Source organism: Nitrospinota bacterium (assembly GCA_016235255.1).
Classification (GTDB): Bacteria; Nitrospinota_A; UBA7883; order UBA7883; family JACRLM01; genus JACRLM01.
In genome coordinates this window covers 1-19,322 of the sequence record JACRLM010000089.1, presented here as the reverse complement: position 1 = coordinate 19,322, position 19,322 = coordinate 1, and the positions used below count along the sequence as shown (strand labels likewise).

Sequence of the window (19,322 nt, the reverse complement as noted above, 5' to 3'; positions counted from 1 at the left end):
GCCCAGTTGATAGGCGAAAATTAGGCGAACATAAAAGCGAAAATGGCGTTACAAAACCTGTGGATAAGTGCCGGTTTTCCACAGGATGAAAATTGTGCAAACATTTTGTCCCAAATTACCAAACATTTTGTCCGCTTACATCGATTCCCTGTCCGGTTAAAGGACATCCATGCGTTATGATTCAGGACATGGTGAACACTTTATAATCACGCGCAAATCCCCACCTTCTTGATATTCACGGCGTTGCCGGATGGCGCCCTTTATGCTCACTACCAATTCAGCGGAGCACGGATCCGCGCCCCGTACCGTGCGGCGGGGCGAAAGAAAAATTTCTATCACCGTTCATGGGAGGACGCGTCATGTCGTGGAGCCAGACGGAGAGGATTATCAACTTTATCATGGGGCTCGCTACCCTGTTTTTCGTGTGGGCGCTCATGGGCAGCCTGTCTGTGGGCTGAAGGGGCTGCGCGGCTCACTGTATGAACATCGCGTCGCCATAGCTGAAGAAGCGGTATTCCATGCTCACCGCTTCCTTGTAGGCTTGCATCGCAAGGTCCCGCCCGGCGAAAGCGGACACCAGGACCAATAGCGTGGACTTTGGCAGATGGAAGTTGGTCAGCATGGCGTCCGCAATTTTAAAGCGCCATCCCGGTTTTATGAATAGTGACGTCTCCCCGGTTCCGGCAATGATAGTCCTGGAATCGTCCGCCGCCGTCTCCAAACATCGTGTCACGGTGCTTCCCACCGCCACAATCCTTGCTCCACAGCGCTTTGCCTCGTTCACCACGCTTGCCGTTTCGGGTGGTATCTCGTAATATTCCGGGTCCATCACATGGTCCTCGATATTCTCCGCCTTCACCGGGCGGAAGGTACCCGGCCCCACGTGAAGGGTCAGCCGAACGATTTTCACCCCACGGGCCGCGATGGAGTCCATGATGGCCTGCGTAAAATGCAGCCCCGCCGTCGGGGCGGCGCATGATCCTGTGTTTTGGGCGAAGACTGTCTGGTACCTTGCGGCGTCATCGGCGTCCGCGGCGCCAGACGGGCGCTTTATGTATGGCGGTAACGGGATAGCGCCGGCCTTCGCGATTATGCGCCACGCCTCCTCCTCCGACCCGAACTCATACACCCCAAAACCTTCCGGAAGCTTTTCGACGAGCTTCACCTTGCCGCCGTGGACGCTGACGGTCTCCCCGGCGCGCAGTTTCGAAAGTCCCCGCGTCATCGCTTCCCACACCCCGTTTCCGCGATGGCTCGTCAGAAGTATCTCGATTTTCCCGCCGGAAGCTCGCGTCCCCGCAAGCCTCGCGGGAAACACTTTTGTGTTGTTGACCACCATGACGTCGCCGCTTTTCAATAAAGACGGGAACTCGCCGAAGGCGGAATGGCGAAATGTTTTGCCGGCCCGGTCCAGGACCATCAGCCTGCTTGCGTCCCTGTCAGGAGCGGGGCGCTGGGCGATGAGCCTTTCGGGAAGGTCGTAATCAAACTCGGATATGCTGGTCATGGAAGGGGCAGGCGCCAGGGCCCGCCGGACTTTTCTATTGAGGGAGCGCTTCCGGCTCCGCCGCCGGAACCAGTTGCCCGCCGGATTCACCGGTGATTTTTTCCGCCGGGATGGGAGCGGGCGAGGCCATCGCCACACGTTCAGTCCCGTCAATGGGCGTTATCTCCACCCCCGGATAGAAGTGGCCGATTATGTCGTCAAAAGACAACCCGTGCTCCGCCATGCCGCGGGCGCTCCACTGGCTCATGCCGACGGCGTGCCCGTACCCTTCGCCGGTGAACACGAATTCACCCTTCTTCGCGCTGTCCACCGTGAACTTGGTGGACCTTAGCCTGTTCTCACCCATGATGCGCCGGAAGGCGGCGGCGTTCATGTCCCTGTGCTTTCCGGCATAAGTCACACGGACGGCCCGCGCCCTGCCCGACGACGTCCTGGACAGAATCTCCACCCCGCTCACCGGGCCTGCTTTCACGCCATATTTGGCGAACCTGGCCTGGATATCTTTTCCGCTAAACCTTACCCGCCAGTTCTTTTCCGGCGCTCCATCCTCGAACGGGGCCGGCTGGCTTGTAAGGTATGGCCGGCTCTCCCTCCCCCAGACGTATTTAAGGTCCTCCGTCTCACCACCGGCGCAACTGTGATAGAAAGTCAACGCTGGGGCGCCATCGAACATGGCCACAAGCCCGCCGGTGGCGAACACCGCCTCCCGCACCGCCTGGTTGACTCCCGATACCCCCTTGTACACCTGGGAAGAGACCGTGTTGTCCAGGTCGTAAAGCCTTCCTTCCCGCCTGTCCATGTGATGCAGCGCGAAGGTGCGCGACGCTATCGCCTGGGCCTTTAGCGCCTCGGCCGGCCAGTCGCGCCCCATCTCCATCGCCACCACGCCTGCGATGTAATCCTCCATGTCCACATGGTTTATCACCACCGCGCCGCCGCCGGGATTCTTCATAAGTTGGATCGCCCCGTGATATGAGCCCAGGCCGGCTTTGATAAGCCCCGACGATGCGATCATGACGGACTGGCCGCGCACATGCTTGCCGTTGAGCTTAAAGCCCTCCTTGACGCAGCTGATTTTAAGAATTTTGGTGTCCCCCAAGTCGATCCCGGAGTCCACCCGCAGCGGCCATTCGGACGAAACCGTGAGGGAATTCACATTCTTCGCGATGGCCACCCGGACCGTCGTGGCGGACGCGGGGGCGGCGAAAAAGATCGCGGCGGCCAGCGCCGCCAGCGTAAAAAACCTATTTGCCATGGGCCACATTATATTCGTTCAATTTGTTCCGTAACGTGCGGATGGAGACCCCCAGGGCCTCCGCCGCCTTCGTCCTGTTCCCCTGAGCGTCGTCCAGCGTGCGCATGATAAGTTTCTTCTCCATCTCCGCCACGGTGATGCCGGGCCGGGCAAGGTCCTCCGCCTCGCCCTTTGGCGATCCCGCGGATTTTACCCCATCCATCATAAGGTCGGCCAGCGATATCGAGTCCCCCACAGCCAACAGCACGGCGCGTTCCATCACGTTTTCAAGTTCCCGGATGTTGCCTCGCCACGGGTTTGCCAGTATCGAGTCCATGGCCTCCGGTTCCACTCCGCAAACCGCCTTGCCCATGATTGCGTTGAATTTTTTTATAAAATACTCCACCAGGATCGGTATGTCGTCCGGCCGCTCCCGTAGCGGGGGTATGTTCACTGGAATGACGTTGAGACGGAAATAGAGGTCTTCCCTGAACTTGCCTTCCTTCACAGCCTGGTCCATGTCCCTGTTGGTGGTGGCGATCACGCGGATGTCCAGCGGGATGGGGGACGCGCCCCCCACCCGGTCTATCTCCTCCTCCTGCAGAACGCGCAAAAGCTTGGCCTGAAGCTGCGGATCCATCTCCGTCACCTCGTCGAGCAGGATCACACCGCCGTTTGCCAGTTCGAACTTTCCGATCTTCCTTGCGATGGCGCCGGTGAACGATCCTTTTTCGTGGCCGAAAAGCTCCGACTCCAAAAGCGTCTCCGGCATCGCCGCGCAGTTCACCGCTATGAAAGGCCTGTCCCGCCGGTCCGAATTTTCATGTATGAACCGGGCCACAAGTTCCTTGCCCACCCCGGACTCGCCGTGGATGAGCACCGTGGACTTGCTGGGCGCCACCCTGCGGAGGATGTCCATCACCTTTTTCATTTTTTCGTTGCCGGTGACGATCACGCGCCCCCGGGATGGAGAGCCTTTGCCCAGCCGTTCGGCGGGGCGGGCCGATATGGCTTTCACGCCGCCCCCATCCTCTCCGAAGACGCGGCGCATAAGGTCATCCAGGGTGTCCGCGGAGAACGGTTTCAGGATATAGTCCGTGGCGCCTTCCTTCATGGCCGCCACCGCGTCGTCAATGGCGCCATAGGCGGTGATGAGCACAAACGGCGTCTCCGGCGTGCTCGACCTCCGGATGGCGCACAGCAGCTCTATGCCGGTCATCTTTGGCATCCGCACGTCCGATATCACGATCTGCGGTGATCTCTCGCCGAACATTTTAAGACCCTCCTCGCCGTTGGCGGCGGTGACCACACTATGGCCCGACCGCGTCAACGCCTCCGCAAGGGCGATCCTCATCTCCTCCTCGTCGTCAACGACAAGGACGCTTTTCGGTTCTATGGCAAGTCTCCGTTACTTAGGAATCTGACGCTTAAACTGCCGTAATCACGTTCAAGGATTATACCGCAAGGTTCAACGTTTTGGGCGACGGACGGACCTTCCCGGTCATCTCACCGGCGCCGACATTATAAATTTCGCCCCGCCGTCCGGCGTATCGAGAAGGTCGATATACCCCCCGTGCGCCTGCATTATCTGGCTGGCGATGGAAAGCCCCAGCCCGGAGCCGCTTTCCTTTGTGGTGAAAAACACGTCGAATATCTTTTCCCTTATCGCGGGAGGGACGCCGGGGCCCGTGTCCCTGACGATTATCTCGAAATTTTCCTTGCCGCCGGAGGTGGCTGCGCGAAGCTCCACAAACAGCTTGCCACCGTTTTTCATCGCCTGGATCGCGTTGTGGACGAGGTTTAACAGCGCCTGTCTGATAAGCTCCGGATCGGCTGTCACCGGCACGGCGCCTTCCGGCAGAACGGCGGAGGCGTCTATCCTGTTGTCCCGCAAAACGCATCCGGCGAACTCCAAAACGTCCATCACAAGTCTCTTCGCGTCAAACTCGCGCTTGACTGGCCTTATCTCCTTTGTGAAAAGGAGGAAGTTGGATATCACATTGTTGATGGAGCGGATGCCGGACGAAATGTGGCCGACGAGTTTGAGCTTGCCGGCGTCCCCGGCCAGGTCCCGCCCGAGAAGGGACGCAAAAATGTCCATGCTCCCCAGCGGATTTCGTATCTCGTGGGCCATCCCGGCGGCCATCTCGCCGATGGCGAGAAGCCTGTCGCCCCGCTTGGCGAATTTTTTCAGCCGCTCAAGCTCCGTGACGTCGTCGATCACCAGCACGCTCCCCTTGCGTCCTCCTGCGCCGCTTTTCAGCGGCGAAGCGGTGATCGTGAATACCGAGCCTCCGGGTGACTCCCAGGTTATCCCGCGCCCTTGCGCGGTGGAAAGTTTTGCGAGCCATTCCTTTACCAGCGTTCCGCTGGCGATCTCCATTTTGGCCGCGTTGCCGTTGGCTGTCACCACTTCGCCCTCCGGCCCCGCCACCACCACGGCGCAATTGAGGCTGTCGAGTATGTCCTTTAGGAAAGCGGCGCTCTCCTCCAGATCCGACTTGAGCCCCGCCGTCTCACCCTTCAGCGCCTCATAGGCGCCTGTAAGCCTGTCGGTGGACTGGTTAAGATACTCGAAAGCGGCCTGGAGTTTTTTCAGCGTCTGGTCTTTAGAGTCCATTGGGCTTTCCAAAAATTCATATTTTAGTCCAGTTCCCCCAACAGCCCGAGGCGCAATAGCTTTCTGGCGAGGGCGTAAGCGTCTTTTTTGTCCCTGTCTTTCCGGATTCCCACGGCCGCCACAATCACCATGTCCTTGGCTGATTCAACTTTGTATATGATGCGCCAGCGTTGCCCAACGGCCCTGACGCTCCTGAATCCGGCCAGTTCTCCCTTTAGAGGTTTGCCCTGTGAGTCCGCCCCTTGGGCAAGGCTGTCCACTTTTTCCGCGATTATGCCTCGGACACGGCGGTCCTGAATGGAAAAAAGCATGGACCGGGCGTGGGGGGTGAGGACGATTTTCAAAAATCCATTTCCCTTTTGACTTTTTTCCAGGGGACAAGCTTTCCTTTTTCAATTTCCTTCACGCTTTTGCGGAGAGAGGACATCATCTCCTTGTCGCCGAGTATTTCCAGCGTTTCCACCAGCGATTCGTACAGTTCCCACGGCATCACCGCCAGCACCGGCTTGCCCCTGCGCGTCACCGCCACGGCGTCCAGCCCCGGCTGTTTTTCAAACTGTTCCGGCAGTGTGGTCAGCGAGTTTCTCGCCTGGACTATAGGCATTGTTTTCATGAATGTCCTCCTGTACTCCCAAGTGTACATCAAAATGGGCGTTTACGCCATTTTTCAAACATTCCTCCGGTAAAATCAGATGGGAACGTAACCGTCATTCCTGGAACAGGTTGGGATTTTTCTTCTTCCACTCCACGTTCTTGAGCCGGGCTGCCGCCACGCGGCCGACGGGGGTGCTCTTGTCTTTATCGGAAAGGTCGCGAAGTTTTGTCATGGCGGCCTCGTCCTGGTCCCCTTTCTCCAGCGACATGGAGATGATGTAGTCCATCCACGAATTGCGCGGGTCCTCGGCGTACTTTGCCTTGAACCTTTCCGCCTGCCGGATGGCCGAGGCGTAGTCCTCGCCACGGTAATACGAATCGGCCAGCTGGTAGTTGCAGTCCTTCATATAGTCCGGCTCTTCCGGCAGTTTCATTTCCGGCCGGAAAACAGCCAGCGCCGTGGAGAATGCGTCCGCCGCCAGCGAATACCTCTGCTCCCCCTTGTACATCATCCCCAGCTTGTACGCGGTGTTGGACGTCATGAAGTGGCGCGGGTCGCGCTCTATGGCAAGCCTCCATTCCGTGGCCGCCTCGGCGGGCTGTTTCTGCTCCATCATGGCCGTGCCCAGGTAATGCCGCGCGGTGACGGCGTTGGGATGGGCCGGGAATTCCTTTATGTAAGCGCGCAACATTTCTTCGGCGTCCCTGGCCTTGTTATCGTACAGGATGGCCTTGGCCAGCCGGAACCTTGTGACGGCCTTGAATTCCCCTTTTTTGTCCACCGCGTCCGCGAGCCTGTAATACTCCGCCGACCGGCCATAAAGCGTCATGGCCCCGAAACTGTCGGCAAGCTTTATAAGAACGTCGGGCTCGGCGATGGTCTTGAGGAACGGATCGAAATTGTTGTAATAAGTGGCCAGCGTCAGCAGGAACCCGTCCTGCGAGTGGTATGTCTCGATGAGCCGCAGTATGTTGCCGCGCACCAGGGCGAACACATCGTCGGACATGCGGGTGGCCGGGTATGACTTCAAAAGCTCCTTGTACGCCAGTATGGCGGAGACGTATTGCTTGCGCGCGGTCAGGGCGCGCCCCTTGCGCATGAGCGCCTCTTCGCCGAGCTTCTCGGCGTACTTTGCCTTCACCTCGTCGAAGGTCTTCATCGGATTTTCGAACGCTGTATAGTCGAAAATGTCGCTGTGCCGCAAAAGCTCCGGCTCTTCGGCCCCCAGCGTGGCCAGCCGGAGCCTCGCCATCACCGATTCGGGGGTGTCCGGGAACTTCACCGCCAGCGCCTCGAATATCTTCACCGCGTCCTTTCTTTTATTCTCTTTCAGGTTGATGTCGCCGATCATCAACAGCGCCTTGCGCCCCGTGGTGGAGCCGGGGAAAAGGTTGGCCACGCTCATCAGGTTTTCCATCGCCCTGGCGGTCTGCCCAAGTTTCAAATGGCTTTCGGCGATCTTCAGGAACGTGGCGGGATGGGCCTTCGGGTAGGTCGGCCACAGTTTCATGGACTCCTCGAAAACGTCGAGGGCCTCCTTGTACTTTTCCTGGTCGAAATACGCCTCGGCGATCAGGTACTTCACGTCCCGCGCCTCGCGCCTGTTCGGGTATAGCGTCAGTATCTTCTGCAGCTCCGCCTGGGCCCGGGCGAACTTTTTCTGCCGGGCGAATATCTTCGCCTTGTTTATCATGGCCACCACGGCGTACTTGCTTTTGGCGTCCACCTTCTGGGCCATGTTAAGCTCCACCACCGCTTCGATGTCGAACTCCTGGTCCTCGTACAGCGACGACTTGCGCATCATCGCCCGCTGCACAAGCTCCGATTTGGGGAACATGCTGATCGCCTCTTTATAGGCGTCCAGCGCGCGTGGGATGTTCGTCTTTTCCTTCTTGGACAGAAGGTAAAGTGCGTCGCCTTTTGAAAAGTATGCTTTCTCCAGGTAAACGGACTTTGGATACTCCTTGAAGAAAGAGTCCGCCAGTTCCACAGCCTGTTCGTATTCGCGTTTCTGGATGGCGCCCATCACATCCTGGAACATGCCGCGCCCGGCGTCCTTTTCCAGCTTGTCGTATGTCTCGTCCACCTGGGCGAACATCTTTCCTATCGCGGCGGAGTCCGGCGTGGGAGCCTCCGGCTTTTCGGATTCGGCCACTTTTCCGGCTTCAGCTTCACCAGCGGCGGCCTGATCGGCGGCCTGCTCCGGCTCCTCCGGTTTTGCCTCTTCTTTGGCCGGAGTGGCGGCCGCCTGGGCCACAAGTTTTTCCGGCGTCACCCCTGTGATCTTGAGCCCTTCGTCCTTGGTCCTGAAATCGAAGACCGCCCGGTTGGGGTCCTGTGTGTCGGCGCGGTAAAAGGAAAAGTCCGGCTGTTTGAAAGTTATCATTATGTCCTGCGTGCCCGGCTCCGAGCCTGCGTGCAGGGTCACAGACTCCACCATGCTGTCGCCATACTTGATCGCCGGAGCCTCTTTCGGCCGTTCCGCCATGACGTGGATGGTCAGGCTTTTCGACGGTTTGTCCAGCTTGAGCCGGAACTTGATTTCACCTTCCGCCGAAAGGGTCATGCGGGTGTGCCCCTCAACTTCAGCGAAAGATATTTCCCTGAGTATCACCGGCGCGCCAATGGCCATGTTAAACCCGAGGGCGAACGCAGCAATCCCGGTCACCGCCGCCAACGCCGAAAAGATTCTTTTGTCCATGTCCGCCATGTGCGCAATTATTCACACGGTAATGATAGCAATTATTGTGCCTCGGCAAGATATTTCAAATAAATGACGCTCCGGCTTGGGCTGTCCGCCAAATGGATTTATAACAACATGTTAATCCCGGACGATTCCGGACCGAAAGGGCTTTATTGCGTCAATATGTTGGCGGAAGGCAAAAAAGGATCTTTGCGCGGGCTATTTTTTCGCCCCGGCGGTCTTTAACGACATGGCAAGTTTTTCTATGGTGCGGCGCATCTCCTCGCATTGCTGGTGAAGCCCCCTGTTGGACTCCATCACCCTGCCAAGCTGCTTTCTTAGCGCATCGATCACCACTTCCGGCGGTGTGTCCCCGTTGAATGTGGCTTCCTTGACCGCCTGTTTTTCGAAACCTTCAGCCGCCAGGCCCGCGGCGTTTCTCCTGTCCGCGGCCACTTTCACCACTTGCTGCCCGCCGGGCGGGGCCACCGGGCGAGGAGCCTGTTCCGGAGCCGGCTCCACCCCGCGCCCTATCCTCCCCTGCAGCGACGTGAGCACCTCCCGGGATATGAGCTTGAACGTCTCCATCACACCATCGCCCCGCATGGCCACGGCCTTCATCGTGGGGACCTTGCGCCGGTTGAGCGCTTCATTGAGTTTTTCATCGGAGGCCAGCGGTGGCAGGTCCTGCTTGTTGAGCTGAATCACCATCGGGATCGTGTCGAGGTTTAAGTTGTTGGCGGAAAGGTTCTCCTCCAGGTTCTTCATGCTCTCCACATTGTCGCCGACCTTGGACTCCTGGCTGTCCGCCACGAACACCACGCCGTCGGCCCCCCGAAGCACAAGCATCCGGGTCTTGTTGTAATAAGTCTGCCCCGGCACGGTGAAAAGCTGCATCTTCACCTGGAATCCCCCGATGGTCCCGATGTCCACCGGCAGAAGGTCGAAGAACAGTGTGCGATCCGCCTCGGTGGCCATGGAAAGCATCTGGCCCCGGTTCTGGGGGGAAATCTTTTTGTGGATCAGCTCCAGGTTTGTGGTCTTCCCGCATAGCGCCGGGCCGTAATACACGATCTTGGCCGTCAGCTCCCGGTTCGCGTAGTTTATGACCACCATGATCTATGCCTTGCCTTTGCTTTCGATGAGGTTCTTCAACGTTATCAATCTGGAACGCACGTCCTTGAATTCCTTGTTCTGCTGATATATGGTGGCGAACGCCTTGTACGCCTCCTGGTTTTTCCCCTGGGACTCCATGGTGTCGGCGATCTCGTAAAGAAAGCCCATTTTCGTGAAAGTGTCCGCCGTCTCCTTAAAACCGGCCTTGAACGTCTCCACCGCCTTGTCCGGCTCCCCCATCTTCCTCTGGGTCTGGCCGATCATGTTCACCGCCTTGAGTTTCCACGCCGGTGACGATTTGACCTTCTCAAACTCCGCCAGCGCCTGGGGGAACAGCCCCATTTCAAGGTACGATATCCCAAGGTTGTAATACGCCTCGAACGACGACTCGTCCGTGCCAAGCTTTGCCTCTATCCCCTTGTGGAACGTGTCCACCATGTCCGAAAACTCCGCTGTGTTCTCCAAGCTCTGCCCGCTGGTGTATTCGTCCCCGGTGTAACTGGAGGAGGCTTCATCGGCCCGCGCCTCTTCCGCCTCCTGGATTTCAAGGTCGTTTATCTCCTTTTTCCACCTGCTGTCGTCCTTGTCCAGATCCTTCTGTATATAGTGCTGCAAGACCCCGTCCACAAGATGCCCGACGTTTTCGGATTTAATGAAATACGAGGTGATCTTGAGCCTGCGGATGGATATTTCCGTCTTGACGTCTATGGCCCCGGTGTAGAAGAACAACTCTGTCTCCTTGAACCGGGGGTCCTCTTTGAGCCTCTTGAAAAAATGGAAGCTGTCCGCGGCGTTGGCGGGGTCGTCATCGCCGATTATTATGTCCGGCCGGGCGGCGGCCAGCTTTTCAACGGTCTCGCCGGACAATGCGGAATAGGACTCCACCTTGAATCCTTCCGCGGCAAGCTTCTCCCTCACACCGTGTTTCTCCATGAAACCGTCGGTGAGCAGTGCGATTACCTTGTCCTTGTTTTCGGTCATTATGGGTGACGAAGCGGCCCTAAAGCTGTTTTGAACAGATACAGTCCGGGAATTATATTAACATACCGGCCGGGTGTAAATCCCGCATTTGGGCGCGGCGCCCGGCATTGACCAGCCTCTCCGCATGAATTACCATACCATCACCATTAACAAGGCCGCGTGCGGCGCGGCCGGAATTGAAAAAAGGACGCCCAAACATGCGAAGCGACAGGATAAAAAAAGGTATCGAACGCGCCCCCCACCGCTCTTTGCTTTACGCGACGGGGGTCAGTGAAAGCTCCATGAAACGCCCGTTTGTGGCGGTCATTTCAAGCTTCACGGACATCGTGCCGGGGCACATCGGCTTTCGCGACCTGGAACGCGCCATCGAGCGGGGCATCCACACAGGCGGGGGGCAGGCGTTCCTGTCGTCCGTGCCGGGGGTGTGCGACGGCATCGCCATGGGGCACAAGGGGATGCATTATTCGCTCCCCACGCGCGACCTGATCGCGGACATGATCGAGTGCGTGGTGGAAGCCCACGCTTTCGACGGGATGGTGATGCTCACAAATTGCGACAAGTTCACACCGGGCATGCTCATGGCGGCGGCCAGGGTGAACATACCTGCCGTGGTGGTCACCGCCGGGCCGATGCTCGCCGGGGTGTACAAAAAAGAGCGCCGCTCGCTTGTGAAGGACACTTTCGAGGCGGTGGGGCAGGTGCGGGCGGGGAACATGTCCCTGCGGGAGCTTACCGCCATCGAAAAGGAAGCGTGCCCGGGGCCCGGGTCTTGTTCCGGAATGTACACCGCGAACACCATGGCATGCGTCACAGAGTCCATCGGCATGAGCATGACAGGATGCGCCACCGCAATGGCGGTGAGCGGCAAGAAGCGCCGGATCGCTTTTGATTCCGGCGTGCTGGTATGCGACCTTATCCGGGAGAACGTCCGCCCGCGCGACATCATGACCGCAAAGTCGTTTGAGAACGCAATCCGGGTGGACCTGGCCCTGGGGGGTTCCACGAATACGGCGCTGCACATTCCCGCCGTTGCGCATGACGCGGGGGTGAAGCTGCCGCTGGAAGCGTTCGACAAATTGAGCAAGACCACTCCGCAGATCGCCAGCATCCAGCCCGGCGGGGAGAACCTTATGGAAGATCTGGAGTACGCAGGAGGCATTCCGGCTGTGATGCGCGAGTTGAAACACCTTCTCAACGACACTAAGACCGTGAACGGTTTTTCGACGCTCCAGATAGCGAACCGCGCGGTGAACTTCGACCATGAGGTGATCCGCGGCGTGAAGAATCCTTATAAAAAAGAGGGAGGCATCGCCGTGCTTCGCGGCAACCTGGCGCCGGATGGGGCGGTGGTAAAACAGGCGGCGGTGTTGCCGGAGATGATGAAGTTTAAGGGGACGGCGGTATGCTTCGACAGCGAGGAAGAGGCCATGAAACAGGTGATGGCCGGGAAGGTGAAGGCTGGCGACGTGATGGTGGTGCGCTACGAAGGGCCGAAAGGAGGCCCCGGCATGCGCGAGATGCTGGCGCCCACGGCGGCGATAACCGGCATGGGATTGCACAACTCCGTGGCGCTTATCACCGACGGGCGCTTCTCCGGCGGCACGCGTGGCCCGTGCATCGGGCATGTGTCCCCGGAGGCGATGGAAGGAGGCCCGATAGCGCTGATTAAAGATGGCGACAAGATCGAGGTGGACATCCCGAAACGCAAATTAAACCTGTTAGTGTCGCAAAAAGAACTGAAGGCCCGGGCGAAAAAGTGGAAGAAACCCGCGCCGAAGATCAAGAGCGGGTATCTTGTGCGCTACGCCCAGACAGTGACCTCCGCCGCGCACGGCGCGGTACATAAGGAGGATATTTGCGGGAAATGACAATTAAGGAACTGCTTTTAGAAAAACGTGATTTGGTTCTCCATGCGGCGTCGCGTCATGGAGCGGGGAATGTGCGCGTTTTCGGCTCGGTGGCCAGGGGGAATGATGATGAGAACAGCGATATAGACCTGCTCGTCGAACTGGCCCCCGGCACAAGCCTTCTCGACCATGCCGCGCTATGTGTCGAGCTTGAAATCATACTTGGCAAAAAAGTGGATGTTGTGAGCGACCGCGCCATCAAGTCCCGGATTCGGGAGCGGATAATGCGCGAAGCCAAACCTCTATGAGAGACCCTCGCGAAAGGCTCATGGACATCCTTGAAGCCGTGGCGGCCATTGAAAAATACGCCGCGCGAGGGCGTGAGGTCTTTGCGAGGGATGAGCTTGTCCAGACGTGGATAGTACATAATCTTCAAATTATCGGCGAAGCCGCCGCAAATTTGGGAATCGCATTTCATGATTCGCATCCATCGGTTCCATGGGCGCCGATTGTCGCCATGAGGAACATCCTTGTCCACGAATATTTTGGAATAGACGCAAACGAAGTCTGGCGCGCGGTGGAAAAGGATTTGCCTGTATTGAAAAAAGCTATCGGCGAAATCCTGCAGGAAATTAACTAAGGTTGCGGAATGAACATTTCGCCAATCGATATAATAGCGGTTGATCTGTAGGGGCGGGTTTTAAACCCGCCCTTCATTGGACGATTTCATCGGCATTTAGCCTGGCGGGGTGATATTCGCCCCGCCGTTTTTAATGCTTCCCCGTGGTCGCTGACCACGGTTCCGACTGATGCGCCATCCTGTCAGAAATCGGGAAAGGGGTCTTTACTTTTGACTTTTTACCGTTCGCCGGTGTTTGACATGGGCGGGCGATTTCTTTGTAGGGTGCGGGTTTGAAACCCGCCCCTACGGGAGCGCGGGCGTCCCGCCCGCAACAAGTCCAATGAGCCTCGAAGGCGCCTTGGACTTGCAAGAAACGATTCTGTAATTCGACGGAGCCGTCGAGGCTCCGTTTACTTAATGCGGGCAAGATGCCCGCGCTCCTGGGATGAGGTGCCCTCCCTCCGCGCTCCCTCTCTTATCCCCCATTGACCCGGCGTTGGAACCGTGATTACAATTACGCCAGTGGTGGCCGCTAGTCCAACTCATCCTTTACAAAGGGGGACATATGCATGTAGGACAGGTTATGACCCGCAAGGTAATCACCACCTCGCCGGACAAGACGATAAAGAACGCATTCGACGTGATGATGAAATCCCGCATCGCCCACCTGCCGGTGATGGAGGGGGACAAGCTGGCCGGCATCGTTTCGGACAGGGACCTGCGCACACTCATCTCCCGCCCGGCGCCAAAGGGGGCGGGCCGGCGCACCGCCTTTGAAATGACGGTACAGGAGATTATGACAAGCAGCGTGGTCACCTCCGACGCGGGGATGGGGGTGGTGGACGCGGTGAAGCTCATGCTCCGGCTCAAGATAGGATGCCTGCCGGTGATGGAGAACGGGAAGCTGGCCGGCATCATCACCAAGGACGACATACTCGACGTCTTCGTGGAGATGCTCCGCATGCTCCAGCTCTCCTCCAGCCTGTATGTGGAGCTGATGGACGAGATAGAGGATTGCACCGCGGTGTTCTCCGTTCTTCGAAAGCACGGAGTGGGGGTGCTCAGCTATTCGGCCACCCCGGCGGGGGACAAGCACAGGCAGATATGCCACTTCCGCTTAAACCTCTGCCCGGTGAAGGGGATCGTGAAAGACCTGAAGAAAAAAGGGGTGAAGGTAATCGAGGCGTACGGGGCGGACTCTTGAGCCCCCTCCATCCCGGAGAAGGGAGCGCGGGCGGGAGATGAAACTTGTGGACTTGAGGCATCCCGCCTCATGGTGGAAACGCCTTCCCGGCGGCAAGGCAAGATGCGAACTTTGCCCGTTCAACTGCATCCTGTCTGAAGGCAAGACCGGCATCTGCCGGGGCAAAAAGAATATCGGCGGCGAGCTTTACGCCATAAATTACGCCCGCACCACCTCCATAAACCTGGATCCAGTGGAGAAAAAGCCTCTGTACCATTTCCATCCGGGAAGCCAGATACTCTCCGTGGGCCCGAACGGGTGCAACCTTGCGTGTTCCTTCTGCCAGAACTACCACATCTCGCAAAATGAGTTCCCCACCCGCCTGCTCCCGCCGGACGAGGCGGTGGCAATCGCCCGCACCACCGGCTCCGTGGGGATAGCGTACACCTACGCAGAGCCGCTGATATGGTTCGAATACGTCCTGGACACATCGAAGGCCATGCGTGAGGCCGGGTTCAAGAACGTGCTGGTGACAAACGGGGTGATCAATCCCGGCCCGCTGGAGGAGCTTTTGCCGTGGACGGACGCGATGAATATAGACATAAAGTCCATGGACCCGGAGTTCTACAAGAAAACATGCCGCGGCCCCCTGCCCGCCGTGCTGGAGACTGTGAAGCGGTCCGCCGGAAAAGTCCATGTGGAAATAACCAACCTTGTTATCCCCGGCCTAAACGACACGGACGAGATGTTCGAGAAACTGACCGATTTTATGGCGGATATAAATCCGTTCATGCCGCTGCATTTTTCACGTTATCATCCAGAGTACAAACTTACATCCCCGCCGACCCCCTACGGCGCCCTTGTGCGGGCGGCTGACATAGCCGGGAAAAAGCTTAAATACGTGTATGTGGGCAACGTGCCGCAGGAGGTGTATAACCAGACCAAGTGCCATGAATGCGGCCGGGTGATAATTTCACGCGCTGGATTCTCGGTGCTGGAAATGCACGTGTCCGGCGGCATGTGCGTATTCTGTGGAGCGGACGCGCATGTGGTGACGGACTGAGACGGCGGCCATTAAGTTGAAAATGATACACATACGCCGCAAAACGTGTTATATTCAGGGTTCAAAAATCAAATCCACCCGGGTGAGTCCGTTCTTTCATGGATAATGACAGTGATGACGACGCGCAGATTGAAAATGCGTTAAAGAACATCACCCTTCCATTCTGCACAAAAAACGTAAACAAGGCCATTCTCTCCTTCTCCTCGGCGATCATACGCAAAGGGGTCTCCAAGCAGCTTATTATGGACGCGCTCACGGAGCTTAAGCCGCAGTTGGGGGTCATCGCCAGGGAGTTCAACGACGAATGCCACGGCGCCATCACCCGCTTTAATCACATGAGGGAGCAGGAGTCGCTTATAACCGATTTTCTGGGCAAAGCGCTTCTGGCCAAGGTGGAGCCTCTTTTCCCGGACAACGCGGATTTGGAGGCCCAGGTACTTGCGCAACCTGTCAACGGCGTGTTGCCGCGCCAGATAAGCTCCGGCCTGGCGGATGCGGTGAGGCTTGCCCATGGCAGCCAGACCATCGAGGAAAACGAAAAAGCGGTGAACGCCCGGGCCGAAAAATACCGCCGGAAGACAGACAACCTCATTGATTTCAAGACGTTTCTGGAAGACAAGGAGGTGTGCGCCGTCGCGGACAGGATGATAGCCCAATTAAAAGGCCTTCTGGACCAAAAGAGCGACAGGGACAAGCGCAACTGGCTTTTGGACAAGATTTCCGCGGGCGCCGACTTTAAAAAGATGAAGCGGGACCTTACCGAAAGCGAATATCAACTGATGGTGAACACCCTGTTCGGCGGCATGCAGCCGGCCGCCCGCTCCAAAGGTATCCTAAAGGCCAGCGTCTGACCGCTTTATAACGAGGCAAGCTGCCTTGAGGCTATGATGGCCATCGCCTCGTCCTCTATCTTTCCTGCCAGCGCCACCGCCTTTTGAAAGGCCCTTCCGGCCCCCTTTTTGTTCTTCCTGGCCAGCAACGATGTTCCGAGCATGTAGTGGAACGACGGCAGGTCGGCCTTCTCTAAGGCCGCGTTAAAATGCATTATGGCCCTGCCGTGGTCCCGGATGGCGTCATGCATCGAACCGGCCAGAAAATCCTTTTCCGTATCAAGCCACCGTACCGCCGGATCGGCGAGTTTTTCCAGCTCCCGGCGCACGTCCGCAAGCTTTCGCGCCTCCCTGTGTTCAAGATTGGCGTTTGCATGTCTTTTGGCAATGGCGCTGTTTGTTTTTTCCCTGATCTGGTCTATCTCAAGCTCGATGGCTGTAAGTTCCGCCCCGGTGGCGGCCTGAATGCGCCTCGCAAGCGCGCGCCTGTACGGCAGCGGGACGAAATACGCCTCCCCCTTTTTGCCCATCCTGATCCTTCGCGCCACCACATATCCGGTGGCGGCCAGGGCCAAGGCGATCATCGTGCCCACCCCAAGGGAAATGGCCAGCAGCGCGTTGGCCTTCTCCACGAACCTGCTCAATAGCCGTTTGGAAGACTCGATCACCTTTACATTGCCGGATTTTTTGGCCAGTTCGCGCAATTTGGTGGCGGCGTGATACGAGGCCACCTCCTCCCCGGCGGTGCGCAGGGCCAGCGCCTGCATCAGATAGACCGAAGGCACGCCCAGATGGTGGCTGGCCGCTCCATAATGCCTTGCGGCCTGCCGCATGTCCTCCTTGGCGAAAAAGTAGCCGCCGATGATGAACTCGCGGATGACGTTGTCGTCCTCGGAGCCGTACATGCCCACCATTTCCCGCCGGACATCGGCCAGGGTTGGCAGGTAATCGTATTGAGGATAACTGTCGCGCAAAAGGCCCGTTTCAGCGGAATAGACCGCCAAAAGGTCGGGCATGGAAGCCGAGCGCAACTTTGCCACCATTTCGCCCCTGGCGCCCCCGTCCATGATTTCCTTGTTCAGATGGACTATCTCTGTCTTTTCCCCGTTCTGGTCGGAGACTATGTGGGCCGCCAGGCCGGCCAGAATGGTAACAAAAGCAATGGCAAGTATCACTCTTACATGCCTGCTGTCACCGCTTTTTACATCAGCCTCGCTCATACCAGCCACCTGTTTGACACCCCTTGCATGGGGCCACGCTTGCCCGCCATGGGCCACTGAATATATTTTATACCTCAATCCCGCCGGGGAAGGTATAGTTAATGTCATACTCCGCCGTCCGGCCCATGGCCGCCTTCGGCGGTGTTCAAACGGAGCCGTCATGTCGTATAATCCGCCTTGATTAATGGAGAGCCGCGTTTTGGCAGACATACCCGAATACATTGGCAGGTACCGCCTCCACGAGATGATCGGCAGGGGTGGGATGGGAAAGATTTACCGCGCCACGGACGAGCTTATCGGCCGGGACGTGGCGGTGAAGATCACGGACACTTCCTCCCCTACCCCGGACAACCTGAGCGCGGAGTCTGTCATGCGCCAGTTTTCCATGGAAATGCAGATTTCCGGCCAGATGTCCCACCACAATTTCGTCACAATATACGACGCCGGGATGGAAGGATCCCTTTGCTACCTTGTGATGGAGCTTTTGGACGGAGTGTCGCTTGACAAGGTGATCCAGGGCAAGACAGAGCTGAAGCTGGACATCCGCCAGAAGCTCGACGCCCTGATACAGGTGGCCAAGGCCTTGCACTTCTCCCACCAGCGCGGCGTCGTCCACAGGGACATCAAGCCGTCGAACATCATGTACCTGAACAACGGCCTTGCGAAGGTGCTCGATTTCGGCGTCGCATCGGTCTCGGAAGGCTCCGGTATCAGGCTGACTGTCAAGCCCATACCGGGCTATGGCGGCACGCCATACTACATGTCGCCGGAGCAGATAAACCGGGGCGCTGTGGACTTCAGGACCGATCTTTTTTCGCTGGCGGTGGTGGCCTATGAGCTTCTGACCGGGGACAAGCCGTTCACGGCGGACAACCTTTTCAACCTCTATGAGAGGATATTGAGGATAGATCCCATCCCCATGCGCGAGATCAATTCGTCCGTGCCCGAAAAGGTGGCGGCGATCGTGGGACTATGCCTTAACAAGGACGCAGCGCTGCGCCTGCCATCCTGCCTTGCCTTCGCCGACCAGCTCGACGAGGTGGTCAACGAAAGCTTTCTGGAGGGGGACAACGCCGTGATAAGCCAGGACACGCTGGCCACGCTACGCAAATACCGCGCAAGTTTCACGTTCTTTTTCGACCTGGAGTTCTCCCAGATATACAAGCTTCTGCAGGTGTGCCAGCTTCGCAAACACAAGGCCGGTGAAATGATCTTCCGCGAGGGGGAAGTGGCGCGGGACATGCACCTTATAATCGCCGGAAGCGTAAAGATATGCAGAGGGCCCACGCCGGAGAAGTCCATCACCATACACACGCTCAAACGTGGGGACATTTTCGGGGAGATGGGGATCATAGACGGCGGCCCGCGCTCCGCCTCCGCCATCGCCGAGGGGGATTGCCAGACGCTGGTTCTCCACCAGGTTTCGCTGTTACGCTGCGACGCGAACACGGCCGGGAAGCTTTACCGCAACCTTGCCCACATATTGTCGGCCAAACTGCGGATAACATCGGGGAGATTGGCGGACTTTGTGCGGGAGACGAATCTGTAGGCTTTGAAAATAAATCACGGCCATGAAATGCACACAGTACTTTTTATTCATCAGGCGACGCCCAGACAGGTCTTTAATTAAGAAAAATGGATATTGGATACAATAAAGCTACCGGTAAAAACAGAAGTTCAGGCGAAAGTGTCCTAAACTTAGTTGAAACGAAGGTATGACCTCACCTGCTACCATGTTTTTGAACGAAAACAACGGAAAGCAAGGAGGTCACATGAAAAGAGTAAACGGTAACGGGAAAACTGGCAAGGGAAGAATGGATT

Annotated in this window: 17 protein-coding genes; 7 read left to right on the top strand and 10 right to left on the bottom strand. The window is 57.7% G+C overall.

The genetic code is table 11. The features are described 5' to 3' along the window. Positions 1 to 472: 472 nt before the first annotated feature. The 9 genes from queA to HZB29_12290 form a co-directional block, all read right to left on the bottom strand. On the bottom strand, positions 473 to 1,507 hold the full coding sequence (gene queA / locus HZB29_12330; protein ID MBI5816385.1) for a tRNA preQ1(34) S-adenosylmethionine ribosyltransferase-isomerase QueA: 1,035 nt from the start codon (positions 1,505 to 1,507) through the stop codon (positions 473 to 475). Between the two features lie 34 nt (positions 1,508 to 1,541). Continuing rightward, positions 1,542 to 2,762: a SpoIID/LytB domain-containing protein gene (locus HZB29_12325; protein ID MBI5816384.1), complete on the bottom strand. Its 1,221-nt coding sequence runs from the start codon at positions 2,760 to 2,762 to the stop codon at positions 1,542 to 1,544. Beyond that, positions 2,752 to 4,095 (bottom strand): sigma-54-dependent Fis family transcriptional regulator, encoded by a 1,344-nt coding sequence (locus tag HZB29_12320; protein ID MBI5816383.1) that lies wholly within the window; start codon positions 4,093 to 4,095, stop codon positions 2,752 to 2,754. The genes HZB29_12325 and HZB29_12320 overlap by 11 nt, the downstream gene beginning before the upstream one ends. A gap of 147 nt (positions 4,096 to 4,242) precedes the next feature. Further along, positions 4,243 to 5,361, bottom strand: a complete 1,119-nt coding sequence (locus HZB29_12315; GenBank protein MBI5816382.1) for a hypothetical protein — start codon at positions 5,359 to 5,361, stop codon at positions 4,243 to 4,245. A 23-nt stretch (positions 5,362 to 5,384) separates the two neighbouring features. Beyond that, positions 5,385 to 5,672: a type II toxin-antitoxin system RelE/ParE family toxin gene (locus HZB29_12310; protein MBI5816381.1), complete on the bottom strand. Its 288-nt coding sequence runs from the start codon at positions 5,670 to 5,672 to the stop codon at positions 5,385 to 5,387. A gap of 29 nt (positions 5,673 to 5,701) precedes the next feature. Then, complete coding sequence (locus tag HZB29_12305) at positions 5,702 to 5,974, bottom strand: type II toxin-antitoxin system Phd/YefM family antitoxin (protein ID MBI5816380.1); 273 nt, start codon at positions 5,972 to 5,974, stop codon at positions 5,702 to 5,704. 94 nt (positions 5,975 to 6,068) lie between these two features. After that, the gene (locus HZB29_12300) at positions 6,069 to 8,657 is read right to left on the bottom strand and encodes a tetratricopeptide repeat protein (GenBank protein ID MBI5816379.1); all 2,589 of its coding nucleotides are present in this window, start codon (positions 8,655 to 8,657) and stop codon (positions 6,069 to 6,071) included. Positions 8,658 to 8,858: 201 nt separating this feature from the next. After that, complete coding sequence (locus HZB29_12295; GenBank protein MBI5816378.1) at positions 8,859 to 9,755, bottom strand: gliding-motility protein MglA; 897 nt, start codon at positions 9,753 to 9,755, stop codon at positions 8,859 to 8,861. Positions 9,756 to 9,758: 3 nt separating this feature from the next. Next, positions 9,759 to 10,736, bottom strand: coding sequence for a tetratricopeptide repeat protein (locus tag HZB29_12290; GenBank protein ID MBI5816377.1), 978 nt, complete (start codon positions 10,734 to 10,736; stop codon positions 9,759 to 9,761). Positions 10,737 to 10,933: 197 nt separating this feature from the next. Between HZB29_12290 and ilvD the strand changes: the two genes are divergently transcribed. The 6 genes from ilvD to HZB29_12260 all read left to right on the top strand — a co-directional run bounded on the left by ilvD (position 10,934) and on the right by HZB29_12260 (position 16,302). Beyond that, positions 10,934 to 12,604: a dihydroxy-acid dehydratase gene (gene ilvD, locus HZB29_12285; protein ID MBI5816376.1), complete on the top strand. Its 1,671-nt coding sequence runs from the start codon at positions 10,934 to 10,936 to the stop codon at positions 12,602 to 12,604. Next, positions 12,601 to 12,891 (top strand): nucleotidyltransferase family protein, encoded by a 291-nt coding sequence (locus tag HZB29_12280; protein ID MBI5816375.1) that lies wholly within the window; start codon positions 12,601 to 12,603, stop codon positions 12,889 to 12,891. Before ilvD ends, HZB29_12280 begins: the two co-directional genes overlap by 4 nt. Further along, entirely contained in the window at positions 12,888 to 13,223 is a 336-nt protein-coding gene (locus HZB29_12275) for a DUF86 domain-containing protein (GenBank protein MBI5816374.1), read from the top strand. The genes HZB29_12280 and HZB29_12275 overlap by 4 nt, the downstream gene beginning before the upstream one ends. 565 nt (positions 13,224 to 13,788) lie before the next feature. Beyond that, complete coding sequence (locus tag HZB29_12270) at positions 13,789 to 14,409, top strand: CBS domain-containing protein (protein MBI5816373.1); 621 nt, start codon at positions 13,789 to 13,791, stop codon at positions 14,407 to 14,409. Positions 14,410 to 14,446: 37 nt separating this feature from the next. Continuing rightward, entirely contained in the window at positions 14,447 to 15,451 is a 1,005-nt protein-coding gene (amrS, locus tag HZB29_12265) for an AmmeMemoRadiSam system radical SAM enzyme (GenBank protein ID MBI5816372.1), read from the top strand. A 98-nt stretch (positions 15,452 to 15,549) separates the two neighbouring features. Then, positions 15,550 to 16,302: a hypothetical protein gene (locus HZB29_12260; protein ID MBI5816371.1), complete on the top strand. Its 753-nt coding sequence runs from the start codon at positions 15,550 to 15,552 to the stop codon at positions 16,300 to 16,302. A gap of 5 nt (positions 16,303 to 16,307) precedes the next feature. On the opposite strand, the gene HZB29_12255 is transcribed toward HZB29_12260, so the two are convergent. After that, a complete protein-coding gene (locus HZB29_12255; GenBank protein ID MBI5816370.1) occupies positions 16,308 to 17,501 on the bottom strand; it encodes a hypothetical protein in 1,194 nt (397 codons plus the stop codon). Positions 17,502 to 17,700: 199 nt separating this feature from the next. Here HZB29_12255 and HZB29_12250 point away from each other — a divergent pair, with 199 nt between their 5' ends. After that, positions 17,701 to 19,050: a protein kinase gene (locus tag HZB29_12250; GenBank protein ID MBI5816369.1), complete on the top strand. Its 1,350-nt coding sequence runs from the start codon at positions 17,701 to 17,703 to the stop codon at positions 19,048 to 19,050. Positions 19,051 to 19,322 lie beyond the last annotated feature (272 nt).

What these genes read in the sequence shown, in the direction of transcription:
- queA (MBI5816385.1), bottom strand. Translation starts at nt 1,507, where the DNA reads ATGACCAGCATATCCGAGTTTGATTACGACCTTCCCGAAAGGCTCATC.
- HZB29_12325 (MBI5816384.1), bottom strand. Translation starts at nt 2,762, where the DNA reads ATGGCAAATAGGTTTTTTACGCTGGCGGCGCTGGCCGCCGCGATCTTT.
- HZB29_12320 (MBI5816383.1), bottom strand. Translation starts at nt 4,095, where the DNA reads ATGAGGATCGCCCTTGCGGAGGCGTTGACGCGGTCGGGCCATAGTGTG.
- HZB29_12315 (MBI5816382.1), bottom strand. Translation starts at nt 5,361, where the DNA reads ATGGACTCTAAAGACCAGACGCTGAAAAAACTCCAGGCCGCTTTCGAG.
- HZB29_12310 (MBI5816381.1), bottom strand. Translation starts at nt 5,672, where the DNA reads ATGCTTTTTTCCATTCAGGACCGCCGTGTCCGAGGCATAATCGCGGAA.
- HZB29_12305 (MBI5816380.1), bottom strand. Translation starts at nt 5,974, where the DNA reads ATGAAAACAATGCCTATAGTCCAGGCGAGAAACTCGCTGACCACACTG.
- HZB29_12300 (MBI5816379.1), bottom strand. Translation starts at nt 8,657, where the DNA reads ATGGACAAAAGAATCTTTTCGGCGTTGGCGGCGGTGACCGGGATTGCT.
- HZB29_12295 (MBI5816378.1), bottom strand. Translation starts at nt 9,755, where the DNA reads ATGGTGGTCATAAACTACGCGAACCGGGAGCTGACGGCCAAGATCGTG.
- HZB29_12290 (MBI5816377.1), bottom strand. Translation starts at nt 10,736, where the DNA reads ATGACCGAAAACAAGGACAAGGTAATCGCACTGCTCACCGACGGTTTC.
- ilvD (MBI5816376.1), top strand. Translation starts at nt 10,934, where the DNA reads ATGCGAAGCGACAGGATAAAAAAAGGTATCGAACGCGCCCCCCACCGC.
- HZB29_12280 (MBI5816375.1), top strand. Translation starts at nt 12,601, where the DNA reads ATGACAATTAAGGAACTGCTTTTAGAAAAACGTGATTTGGTTCTCCAT.
- HZB29_12275 (MBI5816374.1), top strand. Translation starts at nt 12,888, where the DNA reads ATGAGAGACCCTCGCGAAAGGCTCATGGACATCCTTGAAGCCGTGGCG.
- HZB29_12270 (MBI5816373.1), top strand. Translation starts at nt 13,789, where the DNA reads ATGACCCGCAAGGTAATCACCACCTCGCCGGACAAGACGATAAAGAAC.
- amrS (MBI5816372.1), top strand. Translation starts at nt 14,447, where the DNA reads ATGAAACTTGTGGACTTGAGGCATCCCGCCTCATGGTGGAAACGCCTT.
- HZB29_12260 (MBI5816371.1), top strand. Translation starts at nt 15,550, where the DNA reads ATGGATAATGACAGTGATGACGACGCGCAGATTGAAAATGCGTTAAAG.
- HZB29_12255 (MBI5816370.1), bottom strand. Translation starts at nt 17,501, where the DNA reads ATGAGCGAGGCTGATGTAAAAAGCGGTGACAGCAGGCATGTAAGAGTG.